Source organism: Limosilactobacillus reuteri, from assembly GCF_020785355.1.
GTDB lineage: Bacteria > Bacillota > Bacilli > Lactobacillales > Lactobacillaceae > Limosilactobacillus > Limosilactobacillus reuteri_I.
The window spans coordinates 41,932-64,378 of record NZ_JAJGVH010000063.1 but is presented as its reverse complement, the minus strand read 5'-3'; the positions used below and the strand labels follow the sequence as shown (position 1 = coordinate 64,378).

The following is a 22,447-nucleotide window of genomic DNA, read 5'->3' as shown; positions in this document are numbered from 1 at the left end:
AAAAAGGGACTGTGACATAAGTCTCTAAATTAAGAAGAGCCATTCGGAAATTGAAAAAATTTTCGAATGGCTCTTTCCTTTTTGATTTTTTACCTAGGAAATTGGACGGCCTTCCGGCCAATTTCTTCATATTTAATGCCATTAAGGCGACTCCAATTTGCTTTTTGACTTTCTTGAGGCCACGTACCGTGAATCTCGTGAATCCCAAATAAGCCTTCAAATTACCAAAAACTGTTTCAACATCGTACTTACGACGTGAATAAGTATTGGAACTTGAAAGCGACTTTCGTGCTTTGGCTTTAAAATACTCCCATTGTGGATTTACCATGATGTACTTGGTATTGCCATGTGGCGTTAATGCTTTAGGATTAATTTGATGATTTTCATCGTATTTTTCTGCTTGATATACTTTGAAGTCACGGTGAAATCCATACTTATCATTGCGGTAAGCGTAACGTTTAAAGTTAAAGCGAACACCAACCGGATTGATATAATAATCATCCTTAGCATGATATTCCCAATTCATCACTTTGTGATCATCAGACTTCCACTTACGACTGTTCTCTCTAAGCATTGTGCTGTAGGGAATGAGAGCCGTACAATCAGGTAACTCATCTTCAATATATTTATAATTACGTTCAGAACCATAGCCAGCATCAGCTACTATTTCTTTACCCAAAACGCCGTTTTGATCAAGATGTTTAAGAAATGGGATTAGTGTTCGAGTGTCAGTTGGATTTTGTAGGAGATCATAGCCAAGTACGAACTGTGAGTTAGTCATGATCTGAAGATTATATGCAGGTTTTGTTTGACCGTTACGCATTGGATCTTCCTTTAAGCGCATGAAGGTTGCATCATGATCAGTTTTAGAATAGCTATTACGTTTACCAGCGGTGGCTACTTGAGCTTTGTACTCGATATTTTTCTGACGACAATGATCTAATGCACGAAGGTATTTTTTAGCATGGCGGCGCTCTTGCTTTGCGGGATTAGGCGAAACCCTAGCGGTTTCTTCTACCCGCTTATTTAGTTCTTCAATTCGTTGTTCTAACAGTGCAATCGTAGTATCTAATTCATCGATTTGAAAATCGTCCAAGTTAGCATCTACTTTGACTTCCTCATGCATCTCACTAATTAACTTTCGTGCTTTGACAACATTCAAATCACTATATTTGATAGTACGCTTCTTCCATACGAAGGAATACTTATTAGCATTAGCAAGAATTTTAGTACCGTCAATAAAAGAAGCCTCATCAATCAATCCAGCCTTTTGAAGATAATCATGGAAATCTTTAAAACTAGCTTGAATCATTTCTGTCAGTTCTTTGGAAACGATAAATCTAGCAATTGTTCGATAAGTGGGGCGTTGTTCTTGGTTTAACCACATTGCGACAATGTTTTCTCGAGCAAATCTTTCGATTTTTCGACAAGAAACAATGCCGTAACTATAGGCCAGTAGGACTAATTTCAAAAGCATTCTCGGATCATATTCACGTGGTCGTCCCATAATATTAGGCTTAGAAATTGCCAAGCTTTCGACCAGTTGATGGATATAATAAGCTGGATGATTTTCTTCAGGTTGATAGTCAGTTGCCATAGCCAAAGTAAGTTGATTAATGTTATAATTATTCTGCATTATTATGTATATCCTTTCGAGGGTATTGAAGGCATCGAGGGTCAGTCGATGTCTTTTTCTTTTGTCAATATATCTATATTTTAAAGGAAAACGGAGCTGAATGAAATCCGAAGATTTCATCCAACTCCGTTTATTATTAGGGACTTATGTCACAGCCCCTTTTAAGAATGAAATAAAAAAAGAATACAGTTAAATATGTATATTAACTATCAGCATCTGTTGCATCATGGTGATGCCTATTATAAATAGGACTGTGATTTGGCTATAAAAGTTGTTAGATTAATGCCCTGCTAATTATTCACCTACTTCCCCCCCCGCATTTAATAATTAGGTGCGGTAGGATGAGTTTGGGTATTTGGTTATAAAAAAATTGCTAGGTGGTGGTAGATTGTAACTATTCATCAATGTTAATTGAGATGGTAAATAATCTAACTGGTAGTCAATGTTTACCAAATAATCTTGTAATTAAAAAAGTTAAGTTATTTTGTTGATAATATACCCGCAATGTTAATAAGAGTGAGGGACTAAACAAACAATATAAACCTTGATGTATTAGCATTTATGGCTAGATCACATGAGCTAGCATTAGTGGGTATACCCATGATGTGTTAATGATTGTTTATTTATTATTTGTAATGGTGGAAAAAAGTACTTAGATCATAATATACCCAGAAATTTAAATGGTACTTATTGCCTATCTCACTCAACTGGCAATTAAAAAAATACAGATTGTCCAAAGTGCATTAATACTAATTCTATGATGAGATAATATTTCTAACTTATTTGTTGTTCACAAATATGTATAAAGTTCCTAAAAAAAAAGTACGCAATGACTGCCCACATTCTTTATTAATTTGTGTGAGGTTATCAACGCACTCAGACCATAATATATCAACACCTAAGAGTAAATCACAAATCCAGTGCTAATGGGTAATTCCATAATGTGTGTTAGTACTTGTTTTTTAGTTAATATCATTGAGGATTCTATATAATTGTTGTCTTGAAACTCCATACTTTTTAGCAAGTTGAACTTTAGTTTTATAATTATTAGTTTGGTAATCATTTACAATTCCTTGATAGACTAGCCTACCTTCTCTATTTGTAGAATTAGGTGCATATTTTTTAGTTCTACCTCTATATTTACCATTTTGTTTTGCACGTTCAATACCTTGTCTTTGCCGTTCTCGAATTTTTTGTCGTTCATTTTCAGCAACAAATCCCATAAGACTAATCATCATATCAAGGAGAAAATTATCAACTAAATCATTTCCTGTATACGTAACTGGTAGATCATCAACCAATAGCTTGACCTTTTTGTCCTTAAATAATTGAACCATCTTTTTAATATCATTATAATTTCTACTCAATCTATCTAGGCTGACTACCTCTACAGTATCTTCTTCTCTAATATAGTTAAGCATTTCTTTGAGACCAGTACGTTCTGTATTCTTTCCACTTTTCTTGTCTTGGAAAACTTTATCAGCATTCACTTGCTTAGCTCGATATAGTTGTCTTTCTAGATTCTGATCTTTGCTACTGACACGAGCATAGAATATTAAAGCCATTAATTTCACCTTCAATTTTGTTACATTAAATGTGACACTATAATTGTTGATGACAGTATAACTCTGTCTGTAGCTATGAGGTACACTCAATTGATACAAAAAAATAAAAAATATTGTTGACAAATAAAATTTTAATGATATTATTGTTGTTGATAAGATATTAATAATAAATGATAAGATTAAGATAATAAGAAAGAGTCAGTGAGTAGTTAACAGCTACTACTGATAAAATAATTAAATAGTGCGTCTGATTCGTTATACCACAATTAGTTCGCTTTTTTAATTGTCTTATTATTTATTATTAATATGTAATAAGTATGAACAAAAAAGCCTTTTCTAATTGTTGATGATTAGAAAAGGCTTTTTTTGTTCAAATGTTTGGAGGTTTATTAATGTAATGAATAACTGATTTAAAAGAAAGTATGATTTTTTGCAAAAAAAGTAATGGACTAGTACTAACCGAATTCTTAGCCCATTACTGTGTACTTAAAAATGTGTTCTTAGCAGTCAGAACAAGTAATGTATTGGCAGATACATTACTAAGTTTATTTTAACCGTATTCAAGGAGCAAATCAAATTGCACCTGTAGCCTTCTGATTGTTAGAACGTAATTCAGGAGGAACATTTTTTATGCAATTTATTAGTAGAACTTATAAGCAAGTGCTGTACTCTAAAGCCGTACAAAAGAATCCTAATTTAGCAATCTTTGATGAGTTTAAAAATAAGATATTGGACCAACTGTATTTAGCAGATGACAGCGAGTGGGAGTCACCAGTTTATTCAACAGATGAGGTTGGAACTCGTGAGCAGGAGAGCATCATCTCTCATCAATATGTGGCTAAATTGCCGGGCTATCCTGTGATTGGTTATATCCTTTATCGCAAAAAGGACGACAAGCCTTTTTGCTTTTGGGACCTTCTCAGCGTAATAAAACAGTATTTAAATGACATTGGCTATAAGCTGAAGTATTCTGATACAGAAGTTAAAAGCTATGCTAAGAAACTGGGGAAATCGACTGAAGTTCTTAAGAAGAATCTCTTTTCGACACGAATTCCTCCGATTTTAATCGCTGGGTACTTTGGTGGCGTTGACGTGTCAGCATATGCTGATTGGAATAAATATTTGGATAACGGTAAGAACGATGCAAATGTAATTACATTATATCAACACGCATTCTTCACCCAGCCGTTCACGACAGAAATCGTGAGCCCAGATCGGCACCGTAAAGTACCAGTAATGCTGCAGTACCGTGATATGATGGCTTTAAGTCCACAAGGTGGACTTAAAGAGCTTGGTGAAATGGTCAAGCAGCCTAAGATTGACACAACACTCTGGGATAAAGAAGATGGCAAGCCCCAAGGCTATTATAAGACTCATATGCGTGAACTACTAAAAGCACGTCCTGAAGACTATCAAAGATACGCAATGACTGATGCAGAGATTACGCTTAAGTACCTTGGCTTCTTTTTACGGATTGAACAAAGCGCATATAATGATGGATTGTTAAAGCAGATGTATATTCCTGCAACATCAACGGGATTATCTGATCAGCTAACATTGCATTTTTTAGAGCTGCCATATAGCCGTCATCAGGTAGATAAATTAGCTGGGAAAATTTTTGGAGATCAATTGGAACAATATTTACGGCCAGAACAATATGATCAAATACCCGCTAATGATGAAAAGGCGTGGGAAGATCTTATGGTTAAGGTAAGAAGTACCGATAAAAATATTAAACGAAAAAGCGTTCGCGATAAACATCAAATGTTAATAAAGAAGTTAGACTCATTTCTAGCGCGTGGTTCAATTGTTATTAAATTGGATCATAATGGTCAACCTATTCAATTACTTGATACCGATAATTTGATGCAGAAAATTAATTTCGAAAAGCTTTATGACCTTAATCCTAAGTTAAAAGTTGAAGATTTACTTGATGAAAACAAGAAAATTAGGCACTATAAACCTACGCTCAAGATAAGTGATGAGATAGTATCATCCTTTAATACGCTTGCCTATCAATTTAAGAGAAAGAAATCTAATGAACTGTTAGCTTGCGATGAACTCGTTAATTACTTGTGGGAAAAATCTGTGTATCAGGATTACTACGATAAGGTAGGAAATAAATATAAGTTGTTGAAAGTTGATCCATTTTACTGGATGGCGAAAAAAGTTAACTTCTTTGGAACCCACAATGGTTATTTCTTCACGGAAACCAATAATTATAGTGCTAAGCACGAAAAAGGCGTGCATGATATGACCACTTTGCAGGCAGATAATGCATATAATCAGGCATTCCCGATGGCTGTTAAGGCATATATGGGTGGCCAAAATCTCTGCTACAACCCTGGAATCATAAAAATGCCATACATTTATGACATAGATCTTAAGTCTAGCTATGTGAATGCAGGCCACCTTATTCCGGATTTGAGACTAGATGTTCCTCCTTTAATTGACGACACAAATTGGAACAAAAAGCACTTTCTTCACAAGTTGCCAAAATTCCCTAATGGTGTATTCACAGTTGGAGTAGCGGATGTCGACTATACGTTACCTAAAGATACAAAACGAGCACCAGTGGGCATGAAAGCAGAAATTAAAAACGCTACGCCGCGTTATGTACTTGAACACAATAGATCGCTTTTAACACTAACTAAAGTAATTGACCTTGTTAATAATCACAACGCTGAAATTTACATTCATCGATTGATTATTCCCGTACAGAAACAGCTAGATGGTAAGTTAGTTAATATATGCCCATCTGGTAAAGCTCAGGATTGGACACTTAAACATCGTAATATGGCTAAACAAAAGTATGGAAGTAAGTCTGCGGAACAGGCACTTTTTAAAAAATTCGGCAATGACGGTTATGGGAAAACTGGTCAAGGGCTTAAACCCAGAACCTCAAAGTCTTTCGGTGCTGATAATAGTTACTATGTACCAATATCTAAATCTGCAAACCCACTTATTGCAATGCAATACACATCCATAGCTGAATACCAAGTTAATTTTTTGATGAATCTTCTTGATAAGATATATCCCAATAATTTAATCCCTTCAGTAACAACGGATGGTTTCATCTGGGCAGGTAACCAACCACTGGATAAGGACGAAATTGTTAATGCAATCCAAGAGAATGCTCCAGAGCAGTGGGTCACGGTTAATGATAAGTACTTTAACGGCCAATTTTTTGAGTTCAAATCCAAGTTGGAGAATGATACGAAAGAATTTTCTAAGGATACTACTTTAGTTAATATAGGGACTCGTTTTAACTTTACTCTTGATGGCAGAATCCAGGCGCTGGCGGGTATTAAAAACGTATTATCAGAAAGCATTTACCATGATTTGATTAACGATATTACTACTATTAAGGTTGATCAACATCGCCTTTCAAGCCTAACCGATATGAAACACCGCGTGGATAATAAGCATTTATTATCGGAGTGGCAACAACCAACGTATCAGTCGCTATCGTTTGATTTCACAAGTAAGCCAGTAAGCTTCCATGATAATGGTGACGGCTTCGGATATTACAACACAGAGCCTTTCCAAACTGTAGAAGAAGCAGAGACGTTTAAAGAAGGCATGAAGCCTTACGGTCAGCTGTTCCCATTGTTTAATACTAAATATGCTTATGCCTTTCTTGAACTGGATAATCATTTAGCCCGTACCCGCACTGGTTATCAAATTGCATGGATAAAGGATGATGTTCCGTTAAAGGGAAATAATTATCTGAATTTAATTACTAATTATCAGTTGGATTATAAATGGAAAGTGCTTTTAAGGTACTTGGCTAAGTATGAAGAAAAATATGATTTGAAAGCAATTTATACCGATATGTTTCTAAATAGGTATAAGACTTTTTCCGGATTCAAGCAGTCAGTGAAGCGTTCAAAAAATAAGTTTATTAATCCTCTGGTTGTTATAAAAGAATCTTGGGAACAAAGCTTAAAAAAATATGAATGCTAAAAGGAATGATTACAATGGTAAAGTCTGTAGTTACTAAACAAGAATTAGAAAAAATGGGTTTTAAACCGAATCAAGCTAAAAATATATTACATACTGCGCGACAAGCTATGGTCAAAAATGGAAAGAAATATTGGGCTAATCCAAGACTACAAGTAGCACCCAGAGCTATCATTGAGGATGTTATCTTAGGTATCCCTTTAGAGAGTGAGGATCATAAGTGACAGCAACAAAATATCAATCCGTATACAAAGAAAATGATAAAAATGGGAGAAAAGGTCGTTACTATGTTAGTGTTTATTTAGGAAAAGATCCTTTAACAGGTAAACGTAAAATTAAGAAAACTTTTCGCGATCGTCAAGGTAATCATTTCAAGACAGCAAGAGATGCTTATAACGAAGCAGAGCGAATAAAAAAAGAATATCATGATGGGCAATTTACAACAAACTCAGCCAATGCCACGATGCTAGAATTTTATAAAAAGGTCTATAAACCTACTTATAAAGGCGAAGTAGAAGAAAGTACTTGGATTTCTCGAGAACCAGTCTTTGAGATGATTTTAACGTGGTTTGGAAACAAAAAGTTAAATCAAATTCAACCAGTAGATTGTTTAAATTTCCGAAATTGGCTTCTTTCCGATAAGAAAGGTTATTCTCAAGGGTATGCATCGTTAGTATATGGGCTTTTTCGACAACTTTTAGATAGTGCAGTAGACCTGGATTATTTGTCGCGAAATCCGTCGCGTATAAAGAATGCGACCGGAGCTATATCTAAAGGACATCACGTTATCCATTACTGGACGCTTGAAGAATTTAAGAAGGTAATTTCTAAATGTTATTTAGGCGATATTGAAGGTGCTTTAGCTTATGTAATGTTAAATCTTTACTACTTTACGGGCATGCGTGTTTCTGAAGCATTAGCCCTATGGTGGTCCGATATTAATTTAAAAGATAAATATATTAAAGTTAGTCATACATTAACTAACACTAAAGATCCAGAAAAGAAGCGTAAAGATTACACAAAAACAGCTAGTGGAATGAGGACAATTGATATTCCTAAAGATTTAGTTGATCTTCTAAAATGGTGGCAAAATATTCAGCTTGATAATTTACCTCAGAAAGGGAAAGATCATTATGTACTGAGTATTACTGATGAACCATTACATCGTTCAACAGTTAATAACATTGTTAATCGTTATGCTGATTTGGCAAATGTACACAGAATTCAAGCTAAAGAACTAAGAACTTCTCATGCCTGCCTGCTAATTAATAAATATAATGTAGATATTCTTGCAGTGTCGCAACGTTTGGGACACGCTAAGCCAACAACTACCTTAAAATATTATTCTCAACTCTGGCGTGGACGAAATCGTACTGTAGCCGATCAGTTAAATGGAGCAGTTGGTAATATAGAACACCCTAAACACTCACTAGTAAATTTTGCTGGTAATCAATATGTAGAAATATAGCTGTCTACCAAAAGTCTACCAAGACACATAATACAGTGTATAAAAGTTGGTATATCAAGAGCCTCTACAATTGAATACGAGTAGAATTGTAATGTTACTTAGAGTTGGAGACGCGGTATAACGGTATTTTGGTAGTTTTAAAACTAAGTCAGCTCAATTAAAAACAACATATTTGCCAATGGGAAGCATCCAGTGTAAAAGCTGGGTGTTTTTTTGCTATTAAAGGTAAATTTTAAACTAGTAATAAATACCAGCGATAAATTAGATCGTTCGTTTTTTGCTTGTTGCTAAGTTAGTTACTCTATGATATTTTTAAATAGACGAACTTATGTAGTTAATTTTACATTAAAGTTCGTAATTAGTGCGGAAAAGGAGTAGTGGAGATGCCAAAAACAAGAAATCGTTATGGAGTAGCTATTGCAGGAGTAATTCTGCATTTGATGATCGGTAGTGTCTATGCATGGAGTGTATTTACCAAACCAATCTCTAGTTATACTGGTTGGAAGGAAACTTCAGTATCGTTTGCATTTAGCTTAGCTATCTTTTGCTTGGGGATGTCAGCGGCCTTTATGGGGCGTTTAGTAGAAAAATTTGGACCAACAGCTACTGGAACTATTTCGAGCATTTGCTATGGAAGTGGCATTGCCTTAACGGGATTAGCAATTCAGTCCCATCAATTATGGTTGTTATATGTCGCATATGGGGTAATTGGTGGTTTAGGATTAGGATCAGGATATGTGACTCCGGTTTCTACTATCGTGCGCTGGTTTCCTGATAAGCGAGGATTAGCTACTGGTTTAGCAATTATGGGCTTTGGTTTTGCAGCAATGCTTACGGGACCGATTGCACAAAGTTTAATGGCGAACGTTGGCGTTGTAAATACCTTCTACATTCTCGGGGGCTTTTATTTTGTTGTAATGCTGATTGCTGCCCAATTTATCAAAAAGCCACGATCACACGAACTCCCTCCAGCAATTGCTAAGAATGCTGAACGGATAAGTTTGACTGGTCGCGAATTAACTGCTAATCAGGCTTTGCGAACACGGACATTTGCCTTCCTGTGGATTATGTTTTTTATTAATATCACTACCGGAATTGGCCTGGTTTCGGCTGCTTCACCAATGGCCCAGGACATGACGACAATGACAGCGAGTGCGGCTGCCGTAATGGTTGGTATTATTGGCCTATTTAATGGTTTTGGTCGGCTAGCATGGGCAACTTTATCGGACTTTATTGGTCGACCACTTACCTATAGTCTGATTTTTGTTCTTGATATTATGATGCTCTTTGTCCTTCTATTATTTAAGACACCATTTATCTTTGCATTAGCATTGTGCTTACTAATGTCTTGTTATGGAGCTGGATTCTCTGTGATTCCGGCATATCTTGGTGATGTCTTTGGGACAAAAGAACTCGGGGCTATTCATGGCTATATCTTAACTGCCTGGGCAATTGCCGGGATGGTGGGACCACTTCTTCTTTCTTACACGCACCAGGTTCTCCACAATTACTACGTTACCTTAATTGTTTTCATAATTATTGATACCTTAGCAATGATTGTTTCTCTTTTGATTCAACGTGATTTTGTTACTCATCGGCAAACGAAGCTCGTTACAAAATAGTTGTCATGAAAAAGATCGAAAATAAGAGTATACTAAACTAATTCAGTTTTAAAGATAAGGTAAATTCAACATGCATAATTTAATTTTTCTTACAGATCTCACAGGATCAGACTTAGATCCCTATATGCGGCTTAATGAAGCGCAACTTTTTCATGCCCTTGAACCTAATCCGGGTTTATTTATTGCGGAAAGTCCCAAAGTAATTGAACGTGCTTTGCGAGCAGGCTATCGGCCAGCGTCTCTTTTAATAGAAGAAAAGGAACTAGAGCGCGACTTGGCTGATTTGGATCATGAGATGGCAATTAACCAAACTAGGGGATTAGAACAAACGCCAATCTACGTAGTCAATAGTAAATTACTTCGGCAATTGGCTGGTGGGGGTTATAATCTCTTACGCGGAGCATTAGCGGCTATGCACCGAGTCGAGCGGCCAAGTCTAGATAACTTTTTAGCTACTATGCCCAGTGATCATCCGCGTATCGCAATCCTGGAAAGTGTTGTTAATCCCACCAACATTGGGGCAATTTTTCGCTCGGCCGCAGCTCTCGGAATTGATGGAGTAATTGTAACGAGTGACTCAGCAGATCCCCTTTACCGACGAGCATCACGAGTAGCTATGGGAACGGTTTTCCAAGTACCATGGACCTATGTTGATGCTAAAGCTTGGCGGTCGGAAGGAATTGATCTTCTTCATCGGTTTGGGTATAAAACAGCCGCGATGGCTCTCCGTCATAACACGGTTGATATTGATGATCCTCAATTAGCTGAGGTAGATAGACTAGCAATTATCCTTGGTTCAGAAGGTCCAGGATTAAGAGAAGAGACAATTACGCAGAGTGATTTTACAATTAAGATCCCGATGGCTACGGGCGTTGATTCCTTAAATGTGGCGGCTGCCTCGGCCCTCGCTTTTTGGGAATTGGGTAATCGAAAAGTTAAATAATTGCCCCAACTTGAGTAGCAATTTAGTGTCGAAGTGAAGTGTAGGGTAACGGAAAAGTACAAGAACAAAGTAGCTTCTGGAGCATGGAGTAACTTAACGGAGAGATCGACAAGTGAGCTCGCAACTAATCAATATTCTCCAATCTAGATAACTATAATTGTAATTTCAACTAATAATGTTTTACGAACATCAATCTTTTCTCCTTTCTCAGAAATATTTGCTAAAATTGTTGCGGATTGAAGTTGGTGAATCACCAACAGGATATTTCTGCTTGCAAAAATAATAAATTATTTCGTCCTTTAATGAAATTAATCATTGAGGGACGTTTTATTTTGGACGCTAGTGTTGGCAAAAAGTTCTAAAAAGTTCTAAAATAAAAATAGAGTTCTAAAAAGTTCTAAAATAAAAAGGAGGAGAGCAAATATGGCTAAAAATCCGTTTAATCCAACCTTTGGAGATGTTCCTAAGATTTATTTAGACACTGATGAACGTGCTGCTAAATTAGTTACCACAATTAAGGAGAGTGATTTTGCACGATCTTTTTTCATAACTGGCGTTCGTGGATCAGGAAAAACATCATTTATGACTCAAGTAGAGCATGAATTAAATAAGGACAAAAATTGCTTTTGTATCGATTTAGTTAATGATGAGAGTTTATTAAACAGTTTTATTGATCAGTTAGGAAAGATCAGTAAAACAAAATTACAACAGCTAGTAGAGGAATTAGGACTAAAATCTATTAATTTCAAAGATTTAAGTTTTAATTTCAATAAAGTGCAAGATGGGAATAAAACCGCTGAAGTCGCCAAAAAAATGATGGAGAATGTTCAAAAAAATAACCATTATGTATTGGTAGTAATTGATGAAGTAGATAATAGTCAACCTATTCGTAGTTTTGCGCAAATATTTAATGAATTAAAACGGCATGGTTTTCCTATTTTTGTTCTTATGACAGGACTTCCGGACCTAATTATGGATGTTCAAAATGAAAATAAGCTTACTTTTCTCCTTCGATCAGAAAAGGAGGTTATGACCCCTCTGCAAAATAGTAATATGGCCTTAGCGTATGAGAGAGTATTCCATTGTAATATGGCGTTAGCACAAAAAATGACTCAAATGGTAAAGGGATATTCATATGGTTTTCAACTTTTAGGATATTTAGCATTTGGAGAAATGGAAAAAGAAAATGGCCAATTTTCACTAGAAAAGCTATCAAGCGTTACGGATATATACAAAATGCGATTGTTCGATAATGCGTATAATAAGATTTTTTCTGATTTATCTGAAATGGATCAAAAATATTTGATAGCAGTTCTGGGGAATAAAAGATTAAAAGAAGTGGCTCAACAACTGGACGTTACTCCTTCATATGCATCCCAATATCGTAGGAGAGCAATTGCACGGCATCTTGTACGACCAGGATCATATGGGCATGTTCAGTATATTTTGCCATTTTTTAACGAATTTATTCGGGCAACGCAAGATCCCGACTCAATTTACTTTTATGGTCTCGAGTAAAGGTTATATAAAATGAAGTTGCTTTAATGAGCAATTAGTTTTATTAGCTTACTTGCAGGTGTGCCAGCCAAAGTAATTAGAACATTAACTGAATAAAATCGCTTAACTCACAAACCATTCTTTAAATGGACAGATAGTGCCCTTTTAAAGGTTGGTTTGTTTTTTTGTTTCCAAGACAAATGTCCTCAAAATCTCACTTTGAGATAGCAAAATCCCAATTTTCATGTATATTAAGAGACAAGTGACATAGAAAATTGTAAGCGCTAACCAATATAATAGTGATAAAGAGTGAGGGTGATACTCTTGAATATTAATGAAGTATACAAAGCAATTAATTCAAACGAGCGGGTTCGCCAGCTAGTAAAAACAGCACCACTAAACATTATTGAACAAATGGAAGTGAAAAAATTTGATACAAAACAGTTTGTTCTACATCAAGGAGAGAGTTATCAAAACACCTATTTACTTGTTAATGGGCGGGTGAAAGTTTTTTTGAATTCACCTAGTGGGAAACAGGTGGTTTTGGACGTTTATGATTCTGGGATGTTTCTGGGCGAACAAGAAGCAATTATCAATCGTCCTTACAGTGCATCAATTATCAATATTTCACCAATTACGGTTCTAAGTATTCGGAATAGCGATTTTGTTGAGTGGTCACACAGAGATCATCGTTTTGCTGATAGGCTGATTCATAATCTTTCCGAACAGATTTACCATCTCACAAAACGGATGGAGCGTTACAGTATGCACTCTGCACTACAGCAAATTGGATTGTTTCTGCTTTATTGTGCCCATGAACATATTCCAATTACCCGGGAAAGGATCACATATGAAGTTGATACCTCATATCGGAATATAAATCGTGTCTTGAAGAAGTTAGCTGATATTAATGTAATTCAAATTAATCGCTCAATTATTAAAATCACCGACTTTCAAACCTTGCAACAGATTGTGGAAACGGAGGATTAATTATGATGGAAGAACAACAACCACATACACAATTGACAACAGAAATTAATACCGATAGCGCAGTAATTGTTGGTGACCCTGCACGAGTAGATAAAGCAACTGAATTTTTGGAAAATGTTCAAGGATGGGCATTTAACCGGGAATATAAGTCGATAATTGGTACTTATAAAAATAAACGAATTTTAGTAATGTCAACCGGAATTGGGGCTCCATCTGCGGGAATTGGAGTTGAAGAACTTCATAACGTTAATGTTAAAAACGTGATCCGTGTGGGGTCTGCTGGTGCAATGCAAAAAGGAATTGGCTTAGGTGAATTGATCATTGGCGAAGGAGCAGTCCGCGATGATGGATTAACTAAGAAGTATGTCCCGGGAAATTATCCTGCTGTCCCTTCATTTAAATTAATGGCCTTAGCACATAAATATGCTCCAAAAGCAGTTTATGGGATCATTCGTTCACATGATGGTTTTTATATGGATGACAATGCAGAACAAGAAGCTTTTTGGTCTGAAAAGGGGATTGTTGGCGCTGATATGGAATCAAGTACCTTGTTAACTGTTGGTCGTCAACGCGGAATGGAAACTTTATCGATCCTTAATAATGTCGTCCTATACGAAGGAGACCTTGCAACGGGAGTTAATGATCTGGTTAATGGGGATGACCTCATGACTGAGGGAGAAATGGCTTCGCTTAAACTTGCATTCGATATCTTAAGTGATCAAAGTCTGGAGGAAAATTAATATGACAAATGCAACTAATGATCATGGCTGGCTTTTTACGCAGCTTTTTAGTAATTGGAAAAAGTTTGAAATAATTTACGTAACAATTTTGCTCTTGCTCCAAGTAGGCGTTTATTTAATTGCGCCGGATAGTTGGATCGGCATGCTTTCTGGAGTCTTTGGAACAATTGCCCTTGTTTATGGAATGAAAGGGCGGAAAGTGACTTTTATTTTTGGTTTCATTCAGTGTGTTGCGATGACTTATATTGCTTGGCAAAGTCACACGTGGGGAACATTTGTAATGGACATTTTTTACGTGATTTCTCAACCAATTGGCTGGTTTATGTGGGGTCACGATGATGCAACTAAACGTTTTAGTCCGCAAGCACGGCGTTGGGTTTTTGCGGGGGTAGTAGTTGCTTATTTCATCGGCTGGTATGTGATTGGCCTCTTCCACGGGCAACTTCCATATTTTGACTCATTTAATTTAGTGGTTAGCTTTATTGCTCAATTGCTTTATATTCTTAAATACCAGGAAAACTGGTCACTATGGATTTGGGTTAATACAGCAAACATTATTTACTGGATTATTTTGGCAATTCGTTTCCAAATGGGTGTTCACATTGGGACTTTCGGGGGCGACCTATCGCAAATCGCCTTACAAGCAGCTTTATTATTTAATTCCATTTATGCAACCAAAGTATGGGCTAGTGGTGAAGCTGATAATGAAGGAGGTACAACAGATTAATGCGGAAGTACAAAAAATATCAACGTATCTTTGGGATTGTTTTAGATTCAGTTGGAACTGGGGCAGCGATTGATGCGGATAAGTTTAATGACACGGGGGCAGATACATTAGGTCACGTTGGCGCAGCTTATAAAGGAACCTTGTCGTTACCTAATCTTGGGCGGCTCGGGCTTAGCAATTTACGTAAAGAAGCAATTCCTGGAATCCCTAACGCCCCTCATCCTTTAGCTTATTATGGCAAGATGATCGAAATTTCGGCTGGTAAAGATAGTATGGATGGTCACTGGGAGATGATGGGATTGCCTGTTTTTAAACCATTGTCGACATTCCCACAAGGCTTTCCCAAATCAATTATCGATCAGATTGCAGAATTTTCTGGACGTAAAGTAATTGTTAATCAACCATATTCCGGTACCGCTGTAATTCATGACTATGGTGAACAACAAATGGACACTGGTGAACTGATTGTCTATACTTCTGGCGATTCAGTAATGCAAATTGCAGCTCATGAGGATGTAGTTTCTGTCGAAGAACTTTATAAAATTTGTCGCTTTGCTCGAACACTGCTGAATGGTCCGGATTATCAGGTTGGTCGGGTGATTGCACGTCCATATATTGGCCCAGATAAAGATCACTTTATTCGAACTGCTAACCGCCGTGATTTCACCTTAGAACCACCGTCACCAACAGTCATCGACCAGCTTCATCAAGCCGGCTATACGACGATTGCGATTGGTAAAACTAATGACATTTTTTCAGGACATGGTTTTACCAAAACTTATCATAATGAAAGCAATATGGATGGAATGGATCACGTTGATGAGGTGATGAAACAAAATTTCACCGGTTTTTGTTTTACCAATTTAGTTGACTTTGATACGATGTATGGTCATCGTCGTGATCCGCAAGGTTTTGGACAGGCGTTAATGGATTTTGATCGGCGGCTGGGCAAAGTCTTGCACAACCTTAAAAATAATGATTTATTAATTGTTACTGCTGACCATGGAAATGACCCTGGCTTTCGTGGCACAGACCATACTCGTGAAAACGTTCCATTACTGGTTTATTCACCATCAATGCAAAAAAGCGGGCCATTGGGTACTCGTCCGACATTTGCTGACTTTGGTGCAACTGTGCTGGATAATTTTAATTTAGCTCGCGGTGAGTATGGAACTAGTTTCTTGGAGCAGTTGGTGTAGGTTTAAATACAATATTTAGAATAATTTTCTGGTTTAATTAGAAAGCAAAACTACTGGCAATTTGTTGCATGTTAGTTTTGCTTTTTAAATTATTATTAAAAAATTAACTGCATTTCCTCATAATTATCTAATGATTAGTGTATAATGTAAAAACATTATTACATTTAATGGAAGGACGAGCGCTCATGTTAAGTAAATTTGGGAGAAAGATTATTAATCAAAATCAAGATAATCTCTTAAACAGTTTTTTAATCGGGCTGGAAGTTGAACGCCAGCGAACTGACGCACAAGGGCAAATTAGCTCATACCCATATCCACAAAATATTGGTAACCAGCAAGATAACCCATGGATTACTAATGATTTTATGGAAACGATGACCGAAGTAGTAACGCCAGTGACCACTACTATCGATGACGCATTGTCCTACCTTGAAAAGTTAAGTAACGTCCTAAGAAGGGGGCTTCATTCTCATGAGTACTTATGGCCATTATCAATGCCTCCAGAATTACCGCAAGATCGTCGAAAGGTTGAAATTGCACATGCTAATGCTGAAAAACGGCACTATTTTTTTACTTGGTTAAAATCGCATGAGTTACAAGAAGCGACCCCTTGTGGAATGCATATCAACTTAGGATTGACTCCGCAACTTACTAACGGGTTAACGATTGCGGAGAAGAATCAGTTATACATCATTCTTGCTCAAGGGTTCTTACGTTACCGATTTATGCTGACTTATTTCTTTGGAGCCAGTCCGCTTGCCGAACGTAACTACTTCTTAAATAACCAAGGACCGCAAAGACTAGTTCGCAGTATTCGCCAGAGTGCTTACGGTTTTGGAACTAAATTCACGGGCAACTTTTCTGATATTGAGCACTATCAAGAACGAATTTTAGCAGGAATTCGCGATGGAAAATTGTTAGCAGAACATGATTTTCATTCACCTGTTCGTCTTCGCAAGCAAGGGAGCATTAAAGATATTGCTGTTAAGGGAACTTCATACTTAGAACTACGGATGCTTGATCTTAATCCATGGGCAAGTGTGGGAATTAATAGTGATGAGCTGAAATTAATCTGCTTAATGGCCGCATACTTTCTTGTAGAAAAACCGGCCCCTTATAATCTCCAGCAATTTACTGATATGAATGAGCACGTTGCTTTAGAATCGCCTTATGAACATTGTAAATACCAAACTGAAATTCTTACATTTTTAACGGAACTAAGGAAATTTGCAGGTACTATTCAAGCTAATCAGAGTATTTATGACTTGCTTGATCGACTGGCAATAATGGTTTGGCATCCATCTTTAACAATTAATGGGCAGTTAGCTCGCCACGTTAACAACGGATCATTAATATCGTTTGCAGTTTGGCAAGCAAAGAAATTTCAATCTCGTGCTGCACTAGCAACAAATGTTTATGACGGATTTGCTAGTGGATATGTTCCAGCGGCAGACGAATTAGCACAATATTTATCGGCAAAATAAAGAGGCTAGGGAAAAGATTTCCTCAGCCTTGTTTTTGTTTATAAAGATTATTTTAACCAAACGGATCCCATTCGTATTTTGCGCGCGCACCACCAATCAATTTTGGTCGATTGCGGAGATAAGTCGTATGAGCTAGTCCAATTTGTTTTATCGAAGTACGAACTGGAACTTGAACAAACTTAACATGCATGCCAATCGAGGTATCGCCGATGTCCATGCCAGCTTCAGCAGTAATGTGTTCAACTTCAACCGGATCATTAAAGTTCTCAAAAGCAGCAATTTGTCCTGCACCACCTGCATGGAGCGAAGGGAAGACAGTAACTTGTTCAAAGCCGCGCTCCTTAGCTACACTTCGTTCGACAACAAGTGCCCGGTTAAGGTGTTCGCAACCTTGGACTGCTAAATGGAGTTGGTGTTTTCGTAAGATATTAACAACTGTCGAAACAATCGCCCGGGCAATCTCAATGTTAGAGTCCTTTCCGATTACTCCGCCATGGACTTCGCTAGTTGAAAGACCTAACACTACGAGGTCATCTTTTTCTAACTGAGCTTGATCCAATAATTCGGTTAAACCTGTTGCTGTTTGTTCTTTAATTTTATCAAGATTAATTCCATCTACTGTCATTAATTATCATTCCTTTCTAATTTGGGAAAGTTGAATTTTATTGCATTAATTATTGTTAGACTATTAGAATAGTAAGTTTAAGAAAATACAATTACAATTTCAGTGAAAAAATAAGAATCCACTAGGGCTTTTCAACTATGTAAAAATGATTGACTAATAATCAATTGATTCATGTTTATGACTGTATTTTTAGGAATATCAAGGTTTCCTATTTTCAGTTTAAGAAGTAATTGTACAATTACAGAATAACTCGCTTTTAGTTTTGATACAATTTAAAACTAAATGTTACGATTTTTGCCTTAAAAGTATATTGGTAATATGAATGACATGACACTTGTTGCACTTATTAATATAACAGTAAAAACATCTTAGAAGCTGATAGATCTAAGATGTTTTTTATTTTAAAAGACATTTTTTGAAAACGATTTCTTAAGAATTAAAACATTAATATATAAATTTGAATTTTAGTTATATTCTTCACAATCGCTACGATCACCTGCGGTCATTTTATATCTTTTGTTATTTTTAACTAAACATAAACCTTTACAAATGCTTATTTAATAGCATTGACAAAAAAAAAAGTTATAACATTATAGATGGTTGATCAACTGAGTTTAAGACTAATTGGAGGCTATCTTTATGACTGAAAAAAGCCACACTGGTTTAAACCTAGACGCACTTTTTATTGGGGATAAATCAGAGAATGCTGATATTTTTAAGAAAACTATGAACAAGCTTATTAATGAACATATGGGATGGCGTTTAAACTATATGCCTCAAGATAAGCCACTTATTACAGAAACTGATAAAGGGAGTGAATCATTTAAGAAAACAAGTGAACGGATGCAAAGTATTCTCGATGATTTATCGGTTCGGCTTCGCTCTAATTCAGTTCCTTGGCACTCACCACGTTATTTTGGACATATGAATTCTGAAACATTAATGCCAGCTATTCTTGCTTACTCTTATGCAATGCTCTGGAATGGTAATAATGTTGCCTATGAATCCTCACCGGGCACTTCTCAAATGGAAGAAGAGGTAGGGCAAGACTTTGCAAAATTAAATGGTTACAAAGATGGATGGGGTCACATATCTGCTGATGGATCGTTAGCGAATATGGAAGGCTTATGGTATGCACGAAACATGAAGAGTTTGCCACTTGCAATGAAGGAGATTAAACCAGAATTAGTAAGTGGAAAGAGTGAGTGGGAATTATTGAATATGTCTGCGGAAGAAGTCCTCGATATTCTGAATAGTGTAGCTCCAGAGGTTGCATCAGACATTAAAGCTCATTCAGCACGTGCAGGTCATAATATGGATAAGCTTGGGAAATGGATTGTACCGCAAACCAAGCATTATAGTTGGTTAAAAGCTGCTGATGTTACTGGTGTGGGATTAGATAATGTTATCTCATGTCCGGTTGATGACCATTATCGATTAGATGTTAGTGCCCTTGAAAAAATCATCCGTGATTTAGCAGATAAAGAAATCCCAGTACTTGGTGTAGTTGCAGTTGTTGGCTCAACTGAAGAAGGTCAAATTGACCCAGTTGATAAAATTGTTAAATTACGTGACAAATTACAAAAGGAAGGAATTTATTTTTATCTCCATATTGATGCTGCATATGGTTCATATGGTCGATCTCTCTTCCTAGATGAAGATAATAACTTTATTCCATACGATGAGTTAAAAGGTATTCACCAGAAATATGGTGTATTTCAAGAAGATAAAGAATATATTTCTCGTTATGTTTATGACGTATACAAAGCATTTCCGGAAGCACAGTCTATTACTGTTGACCCACATAAGATGGGGTATGTTCCGTATGCTGCTGGTGGTATCACAATTCGTCATAAGAGTATGCGTGATATCATTGGTTACTTCCCAGTCTATGTTTATGATAAGCGTTCAGGAGCGCCTGCAACTTTAACGCCATATATTCTTGAAGGATCAAAGGCTGGTGCTACTGCAGCAGCTGTATGGACAGCTCACCGTGTCCTACCATTAAATGTTTCAGGTTATGGTAAGCTAATTGGTCGTTCTATTGAAGCAGCTAACCGCTATTACCACTTCTTGAAAGATTTAAGTTTTAACATTAATGGAACTGAAGTTACAGTTAATCCATTAACTCAGCCAGACTTTAATATGGTGGACTGGACTTTCAATGTTAAAGGTAATACTGATCTTGCAAAGATGAATGAACTAAACTTGAAGTTTTACCAAAAAGCATCATTTGTTGATGGTCCAGTTTATAACAATGATTTTCTAACTTCACATACAGATTTTGCAACGGATGGATACGGAAATAGTCCTATTCCTTACGTTAAGAGTCTTGGATTTTCAGAAAGTGAATGGGAAAAGGTACAAAGTGTAGGTATTTTACGTGCATGCATTTTAACACCGTTCCTTTACGATCGTGATAATTTTGCAAGTTATGCTGAAAAAATTAAGAAAGCAATGGAAGAAAAATTAACCGCCATCTTAGGTTAATTTAATCACGAGAATAACTAGCACAAAAGCTCAGAGAGAATAAACTCGCTGAGCCTTTGTATATCCTTGTGAAGAAGGGAAATTAGAATAATGAGTGAAAATACAAAAATTAGTTTAGGAACCTTCGTTGGTATTGGTATGGCAATGATTGCCACTGTTCGAAGCGTTCCAACGTTAGCTGCAGCAAGTTGGCAAATGTTCTTCTATATGACATTTGCTGTTATCTTTTTTGCCTTGCCAGTTTCATTAATGTCAGGTGAATTTTCAGCAATGCTTCAAGATGCTGGTGGTCCACAACTATGGGTACGTACTGGTTTAAACCAAAAGTGGGGATTTACTACTGCATGGTTACTATGGGTTCAGATTTTCCCTGGTATGGTTATGGTTGCTTCAACCCTTGGACCGTTGTTAGGAAATACTATTGGAAACGTTTCACTAGGACAAAATCATTGGTTTACGTTAGGATGTATTATTGTTATTTATTGGATAATTACATTTCTTAATTTGAAGTTTGATATGGTTAAAATTGCTGGAAACTTTGGTGTTTGGTTTGGAGTATATATTCCATTTGCAGTAATGATCATTATGGGAATTGCTGCAGTAGTTAAAACCGGAATTGATACAAGTAGTGTATTAGGAACCTTTGCTCCTAAAAAGCTTCTTCCAGATGTAAGTACTTTTAAATATGTTGCTGCAATTTCTTTCATTTTTACTGGTATTGAAACGTTAGGTGTTTATGTTCCACGAATGAAAGATGCAACTCATGACTTTGTTTCCGGGGTTATCTTTGCTTTAGTAGCTATGGTTGTCTTAAATATTTTAAATGCTATCTGTGTTGCTGATGTTGTTCCAAAGGGTACCACAGAATTAACTAATATTACTCAGCCAGTTATCTTATTCTGTAAAATATTACACTGGCCATTATGGATTGCCAATGTATTTAGTCTTTTAGCTGCTGTTGGTGTTATTTTACAATTATCCGGTTGGGTTACTGGTCCATCTCAAACTATGATTCAAGTGGCCCGCGAAGGTTTAATTCCTTCTAGTTGGGGATTCTTTAAGCATAATGAGATTGGAGTAGCACGAAATGTTATTTTAACTCAATCAACTTGCATCACATTATTTGCATTAATGTATGCATTTCCAGATATTAATGGCATTTTCTTGATGCTTACTAATACGACAACATTACTTTACTGTGTACTATATTTCTTAATTGCAATTGCATTTATTCGTCTTCGTTACACTGAACCAAATATGAATAGACCTTATCGAATTGGTAAGCATGGGAATTTTGCAGCTTGGGTTTGGACGATTTTCTTTATCTTTGGTATTTTTAGCATTGCAATTGTGACATTAGCTACAGCTGGCGTAGTTAGTGCTGTCTCAATGATAGTTATTACAATTATTTTAACTATTATTCCATTATTCATTAACGCTCATAAAAAAGAACAGTGGCTTAAAGATGCTCAAGCATATGCTGATAGTCAAAAATAAT

The 22,447-nt window shown here is 36.4% G+C and carries 16 protein-coding genes; 13 read left to right on the top strand and 3 right to left on the bottom strand.

All coding sequences use genetic code 11. The annotated features are described in order from the left end of the window. Positions 1-1,636, bottom strand: a 1,636-nt coding sequence (locus LMB56_RS03190) for an IS1182 family transposase (RefSeq protein ID WP_229283424.1), incomplete at its 3' end; no start/stop codon positions are given. 962 nt (positions 1,637-2,598) lie between these two features. After that, a complete protein-coding gene (locus LMB56_RS03185) occupies positions 2,599-3,201 on the bottom strand; it encodes a recombinase family protein (RefSeq protein WP_035153542.1) in 603 nt (200 codons plus the stop codon). 630 nt (positions 3,202-3,831) lie between these two features. Between LMB56_RS03185 and LMB56_RS03180 the strand changes: the two genes are divergently transcribed. The 11 genes from LMB56_RS03180 to LMB56_RS03130 all read left to right on the top strand — a co-directional run bounded on the left by LMB56_RS03180 (position 3,832) and on the right by LMB56_RS03130 (position 17,834). Continuing rightward, complete coding sequence (locus tag LMB56_RS03180) at positions 3,832-7,167, top strand: hypothetical protein (protein ID WP_229283425.1); 3,336 nt, start codon at positions 3,832-3,834, stop codon at positions 7,165-7,167. Positions 7,168-7,181: 14 nt separating this feature from the next. After that, positions 7,182-7,388, top strand: a complete 207-nt coding sequence (locus LMB56_RS03175; RefSeq protein WP_229283426.1) for a DUF3173 family protein — start codon at positions 7,182-7,184, stop codon at positions 7,386-7,388. Further along, the gene (locus LMB56_RS03170) at positions 7,385-8,632 is read left to right on the top strand and encodes a tyrosine-type recombinase/integrase (RefSeq protein ID WP_229283427.1); all 1,248 of its coding nucleotides are present in this window, start codon (positions 7,385-7,387) and stop codon (positions 8,630-8,632) included. Before LMB56_RS03175 ends, LMB56_RS03170 begins: the two co-directional genes overlap by 4 nt. Positions 8,633-9,015: 383 nt before the next feature. Continuing rightward, positions 9,016-10,254, top strand: coding sequence for an L-lactate MFS transporter (locus LMB56_RS03165; protein ID WP_229283428.1), 1,239 nt, complete (start codon positions 9,016-9,018; stop codon positions 10,252-10,254). Between the two features lie 70 nt (positions 10,255-10,324). Further along, entirely contained in the window at positions 10,325-11,197 is an 873-nt protein-coding gene (locus tag LMB56_RS03160; RefSeq protein WP_229283429.1) for a TrmH family RNA methyltransferase, read from the top strand. Between the two features lie 423 nt (positions 11,198-11,620). Then, positions 11,621-12,715 (top strand): AAA family ATPase, encoded by a 1,095-nt coding sequence (locus tag LMB56_RS03155; protein ID WP_228342030.1) that lies wholly within the window; start codon positions 11,621-11,623, stop codon positions 12,713-12,715. Between the two features lie 294 nt (positions 12,716-13,009). Further along, entirely contained in the window at positions 13,010-13,684 is a 675-nt protein-coding gene (locus LMB56_RS03150) for a Crp/Fnr family transcriptional regulator (RefSeq protein ID WP_228342029.1), read from the top strand. A 5-nt stretch (positions 13,685-13,689) separates the two neighbouring features. Further along, on the top strand, positions 13,690-14,424 hold the full coding sequence (locus LMB56_RS03145) for a nucleoside phosphorylase (protein WP_183144977.1): 735 nt from the start codon (positions 13,690-13,692) through the stop codon (positions 14,422-14,424). Position 14,425: 1 nt separating this feature from the next. Then, a complete protein-coding gene (gene pnuC, locus LMB56_RS03140) occupies positions 14,426-15,151 on the top strand; it encodes a nicotinamide riboside transporter PnuC (RefSeq protein WP_229277978.1) in 726 nt (241 codons plus the stop codon). After that, positions 15,151-16,350 (top strand): phosphopentomutase, encoded by a 1,200-nt coding sequence (locus tag LMB56_RS03135; RefSeq protein WP_229277979.1) that lies wholly within the window; start codon positions 15,151-15,153, stop codon positions 16,348-16,350. The genes pnuC and LMB56_RS03135 overlap by 1 nt, the downstream gene beginning before the upstream one ends. A 185-nt stretch (positions 16,351-16,535) precedes the next feature. Beyond that, positions 16,536-17,834: a glutamate--cysteine ligase gene (locus LMB56_RS03130; RefSeq protein WP_229283430.1), complete on the top strand. Its 1,299-nt coding sequence runs from the start codon at positions 16,536-16,538 to the stop codon at positions 17,832-17,834. 52 nt (positions 17,835-17,886) lie between these two features. On the opposite strand, the gene LMB56_RS03125 is transcribed toward LMB56_RS03130, so the two are convergent. Beyond that, positions 17,887-18,459 carry a TIGR01440 family protein gene (locus LMB56_RS03125; RefSeq protein WP_229283431.1) on the bottom strand — a complete coding sequence of 191 codons (573 nt, stop codon included), beginning with the start codon at positions 18,457-18,459 and terminating at the stop codon, positions 17,887-17,889. 639 nt (positions 18,460-19,098) lie between these two features. On the opposite strand from LMB56_RS03125, the gene tdc reads away from it, so the two are divergent. Both tdc and tyrP read left to right on the top strand, forming a co-directional pair. Continuing rightward, positions 19,099-20,949: a tyrosine decarboxylase gene (tdc, locus tag LMB56_RS03120; RefSeq protein WP_229283432.1), complete on the top strand. Its 1,851-nt coding sequence runs from the start codon at positions 19,099-19,101 to the stop codon at positions 20,947-20,949. Positions 20,950-21,039: 90 nt separating this feature from the next. Next, positions 21,040-22,446: a tyrosine-tyramine antiporter gene (gene tyrP, locus LMB56_RS03115; RefSeq protein WP_109884999.1), complete on the top strand. Its 1,407-nt coding sequence runs from the start codon at positions 21,040-21,042 to the stop codon at positions 22,444-22,446. The last annotated feature ends 1 nt before the right edge of the window (position 22,447 follow it).

Coding starts and splice junctions, on each gene's coding strand:
- LMB56_RS03175 (WP_229283426.1), top strand. CDS start 7,182: ATGGTAAAGTCTGTAGTTACTAAACAAGAATTAGAAAAAATGGGTTTT.
- LMB56_RS03180 (WP_229283425.1), top strand. CDS start 3,832: ATGCAATTTATTAGTAGAACTTATAAGCAAGTGCTGTACTCTAAAGCC.
- tdc (WP_229283432.1), top strand. CDS start 19,099: ATGACTGAAAAAAGCCACACTGGTTTAAACCTAGACGCACTTTTTATT.
- LMB56_RS03145 (WP_183144977.1), top strand. CDS start 13,690: ATGGAAGAACAACAACCACATACACAATTGACAACAGAAATTAATACC.
- LMB56_RS03185 (WP_035153542.1), bottom strand. CDS start 3,201: ATGGCTTTAATATTCTATGCTCGTGTCAGTAGCAAAGATCAGAATCTA.
- LMB56_RS03130 (WP_229283430.1), top strand. CDS start 16,536: ATGTTAAGTAAATTTGGGAGAAAGATTATTAATCAAAATCAAGATAAT.
- LMB56_RS03125 (WP_229283431.1), bottom strand. CDS start 18,459: ATGACAGTAGATGGAATTAATCTTGATAAAATTAAAGAACAAACAGCA.
- pnuC (WP_229277978.1), top strand. CDS start 14,426: ATGACAAATGCAACTAATGATCATGGCTGGCTTTTTACGCAGCTTTTT.
- LMB56_RS03155 (WP_228342030.1), top strand. CDS start 11,621: ATGGCTAAAAATCCGTTTAATCCAACCTTTGGAGATGTTCCTAAGATT.
- LMB56_RS03135 (WP_229277979.1), top strand. CDS start 15,151: ATGCGGAAGTACAAAAAATATCAACGTATCTTTGGGATTGTTTTAGAT.
- LMB56_RS03165 (WP_229283428.1), top strand. CDS start 9,016: ATGCCAAAAACAAGAAATCGTTATGGAGTAGCTATTGCAGGAGTAATT.
- LMB56_RS03160 (WP_229283429.1), top strand. CDS start 10,325: ATGCATAATTTAATTTTTCTTACAGATCTCACAGGATCAGACTTAGAT.
- tyrP (WP_109884999.1), top strand. CDS start 21,040: ATGAGTGAAAATACAAAAATTAGTTTAGGAACCTTCGTTGGTATTGGT.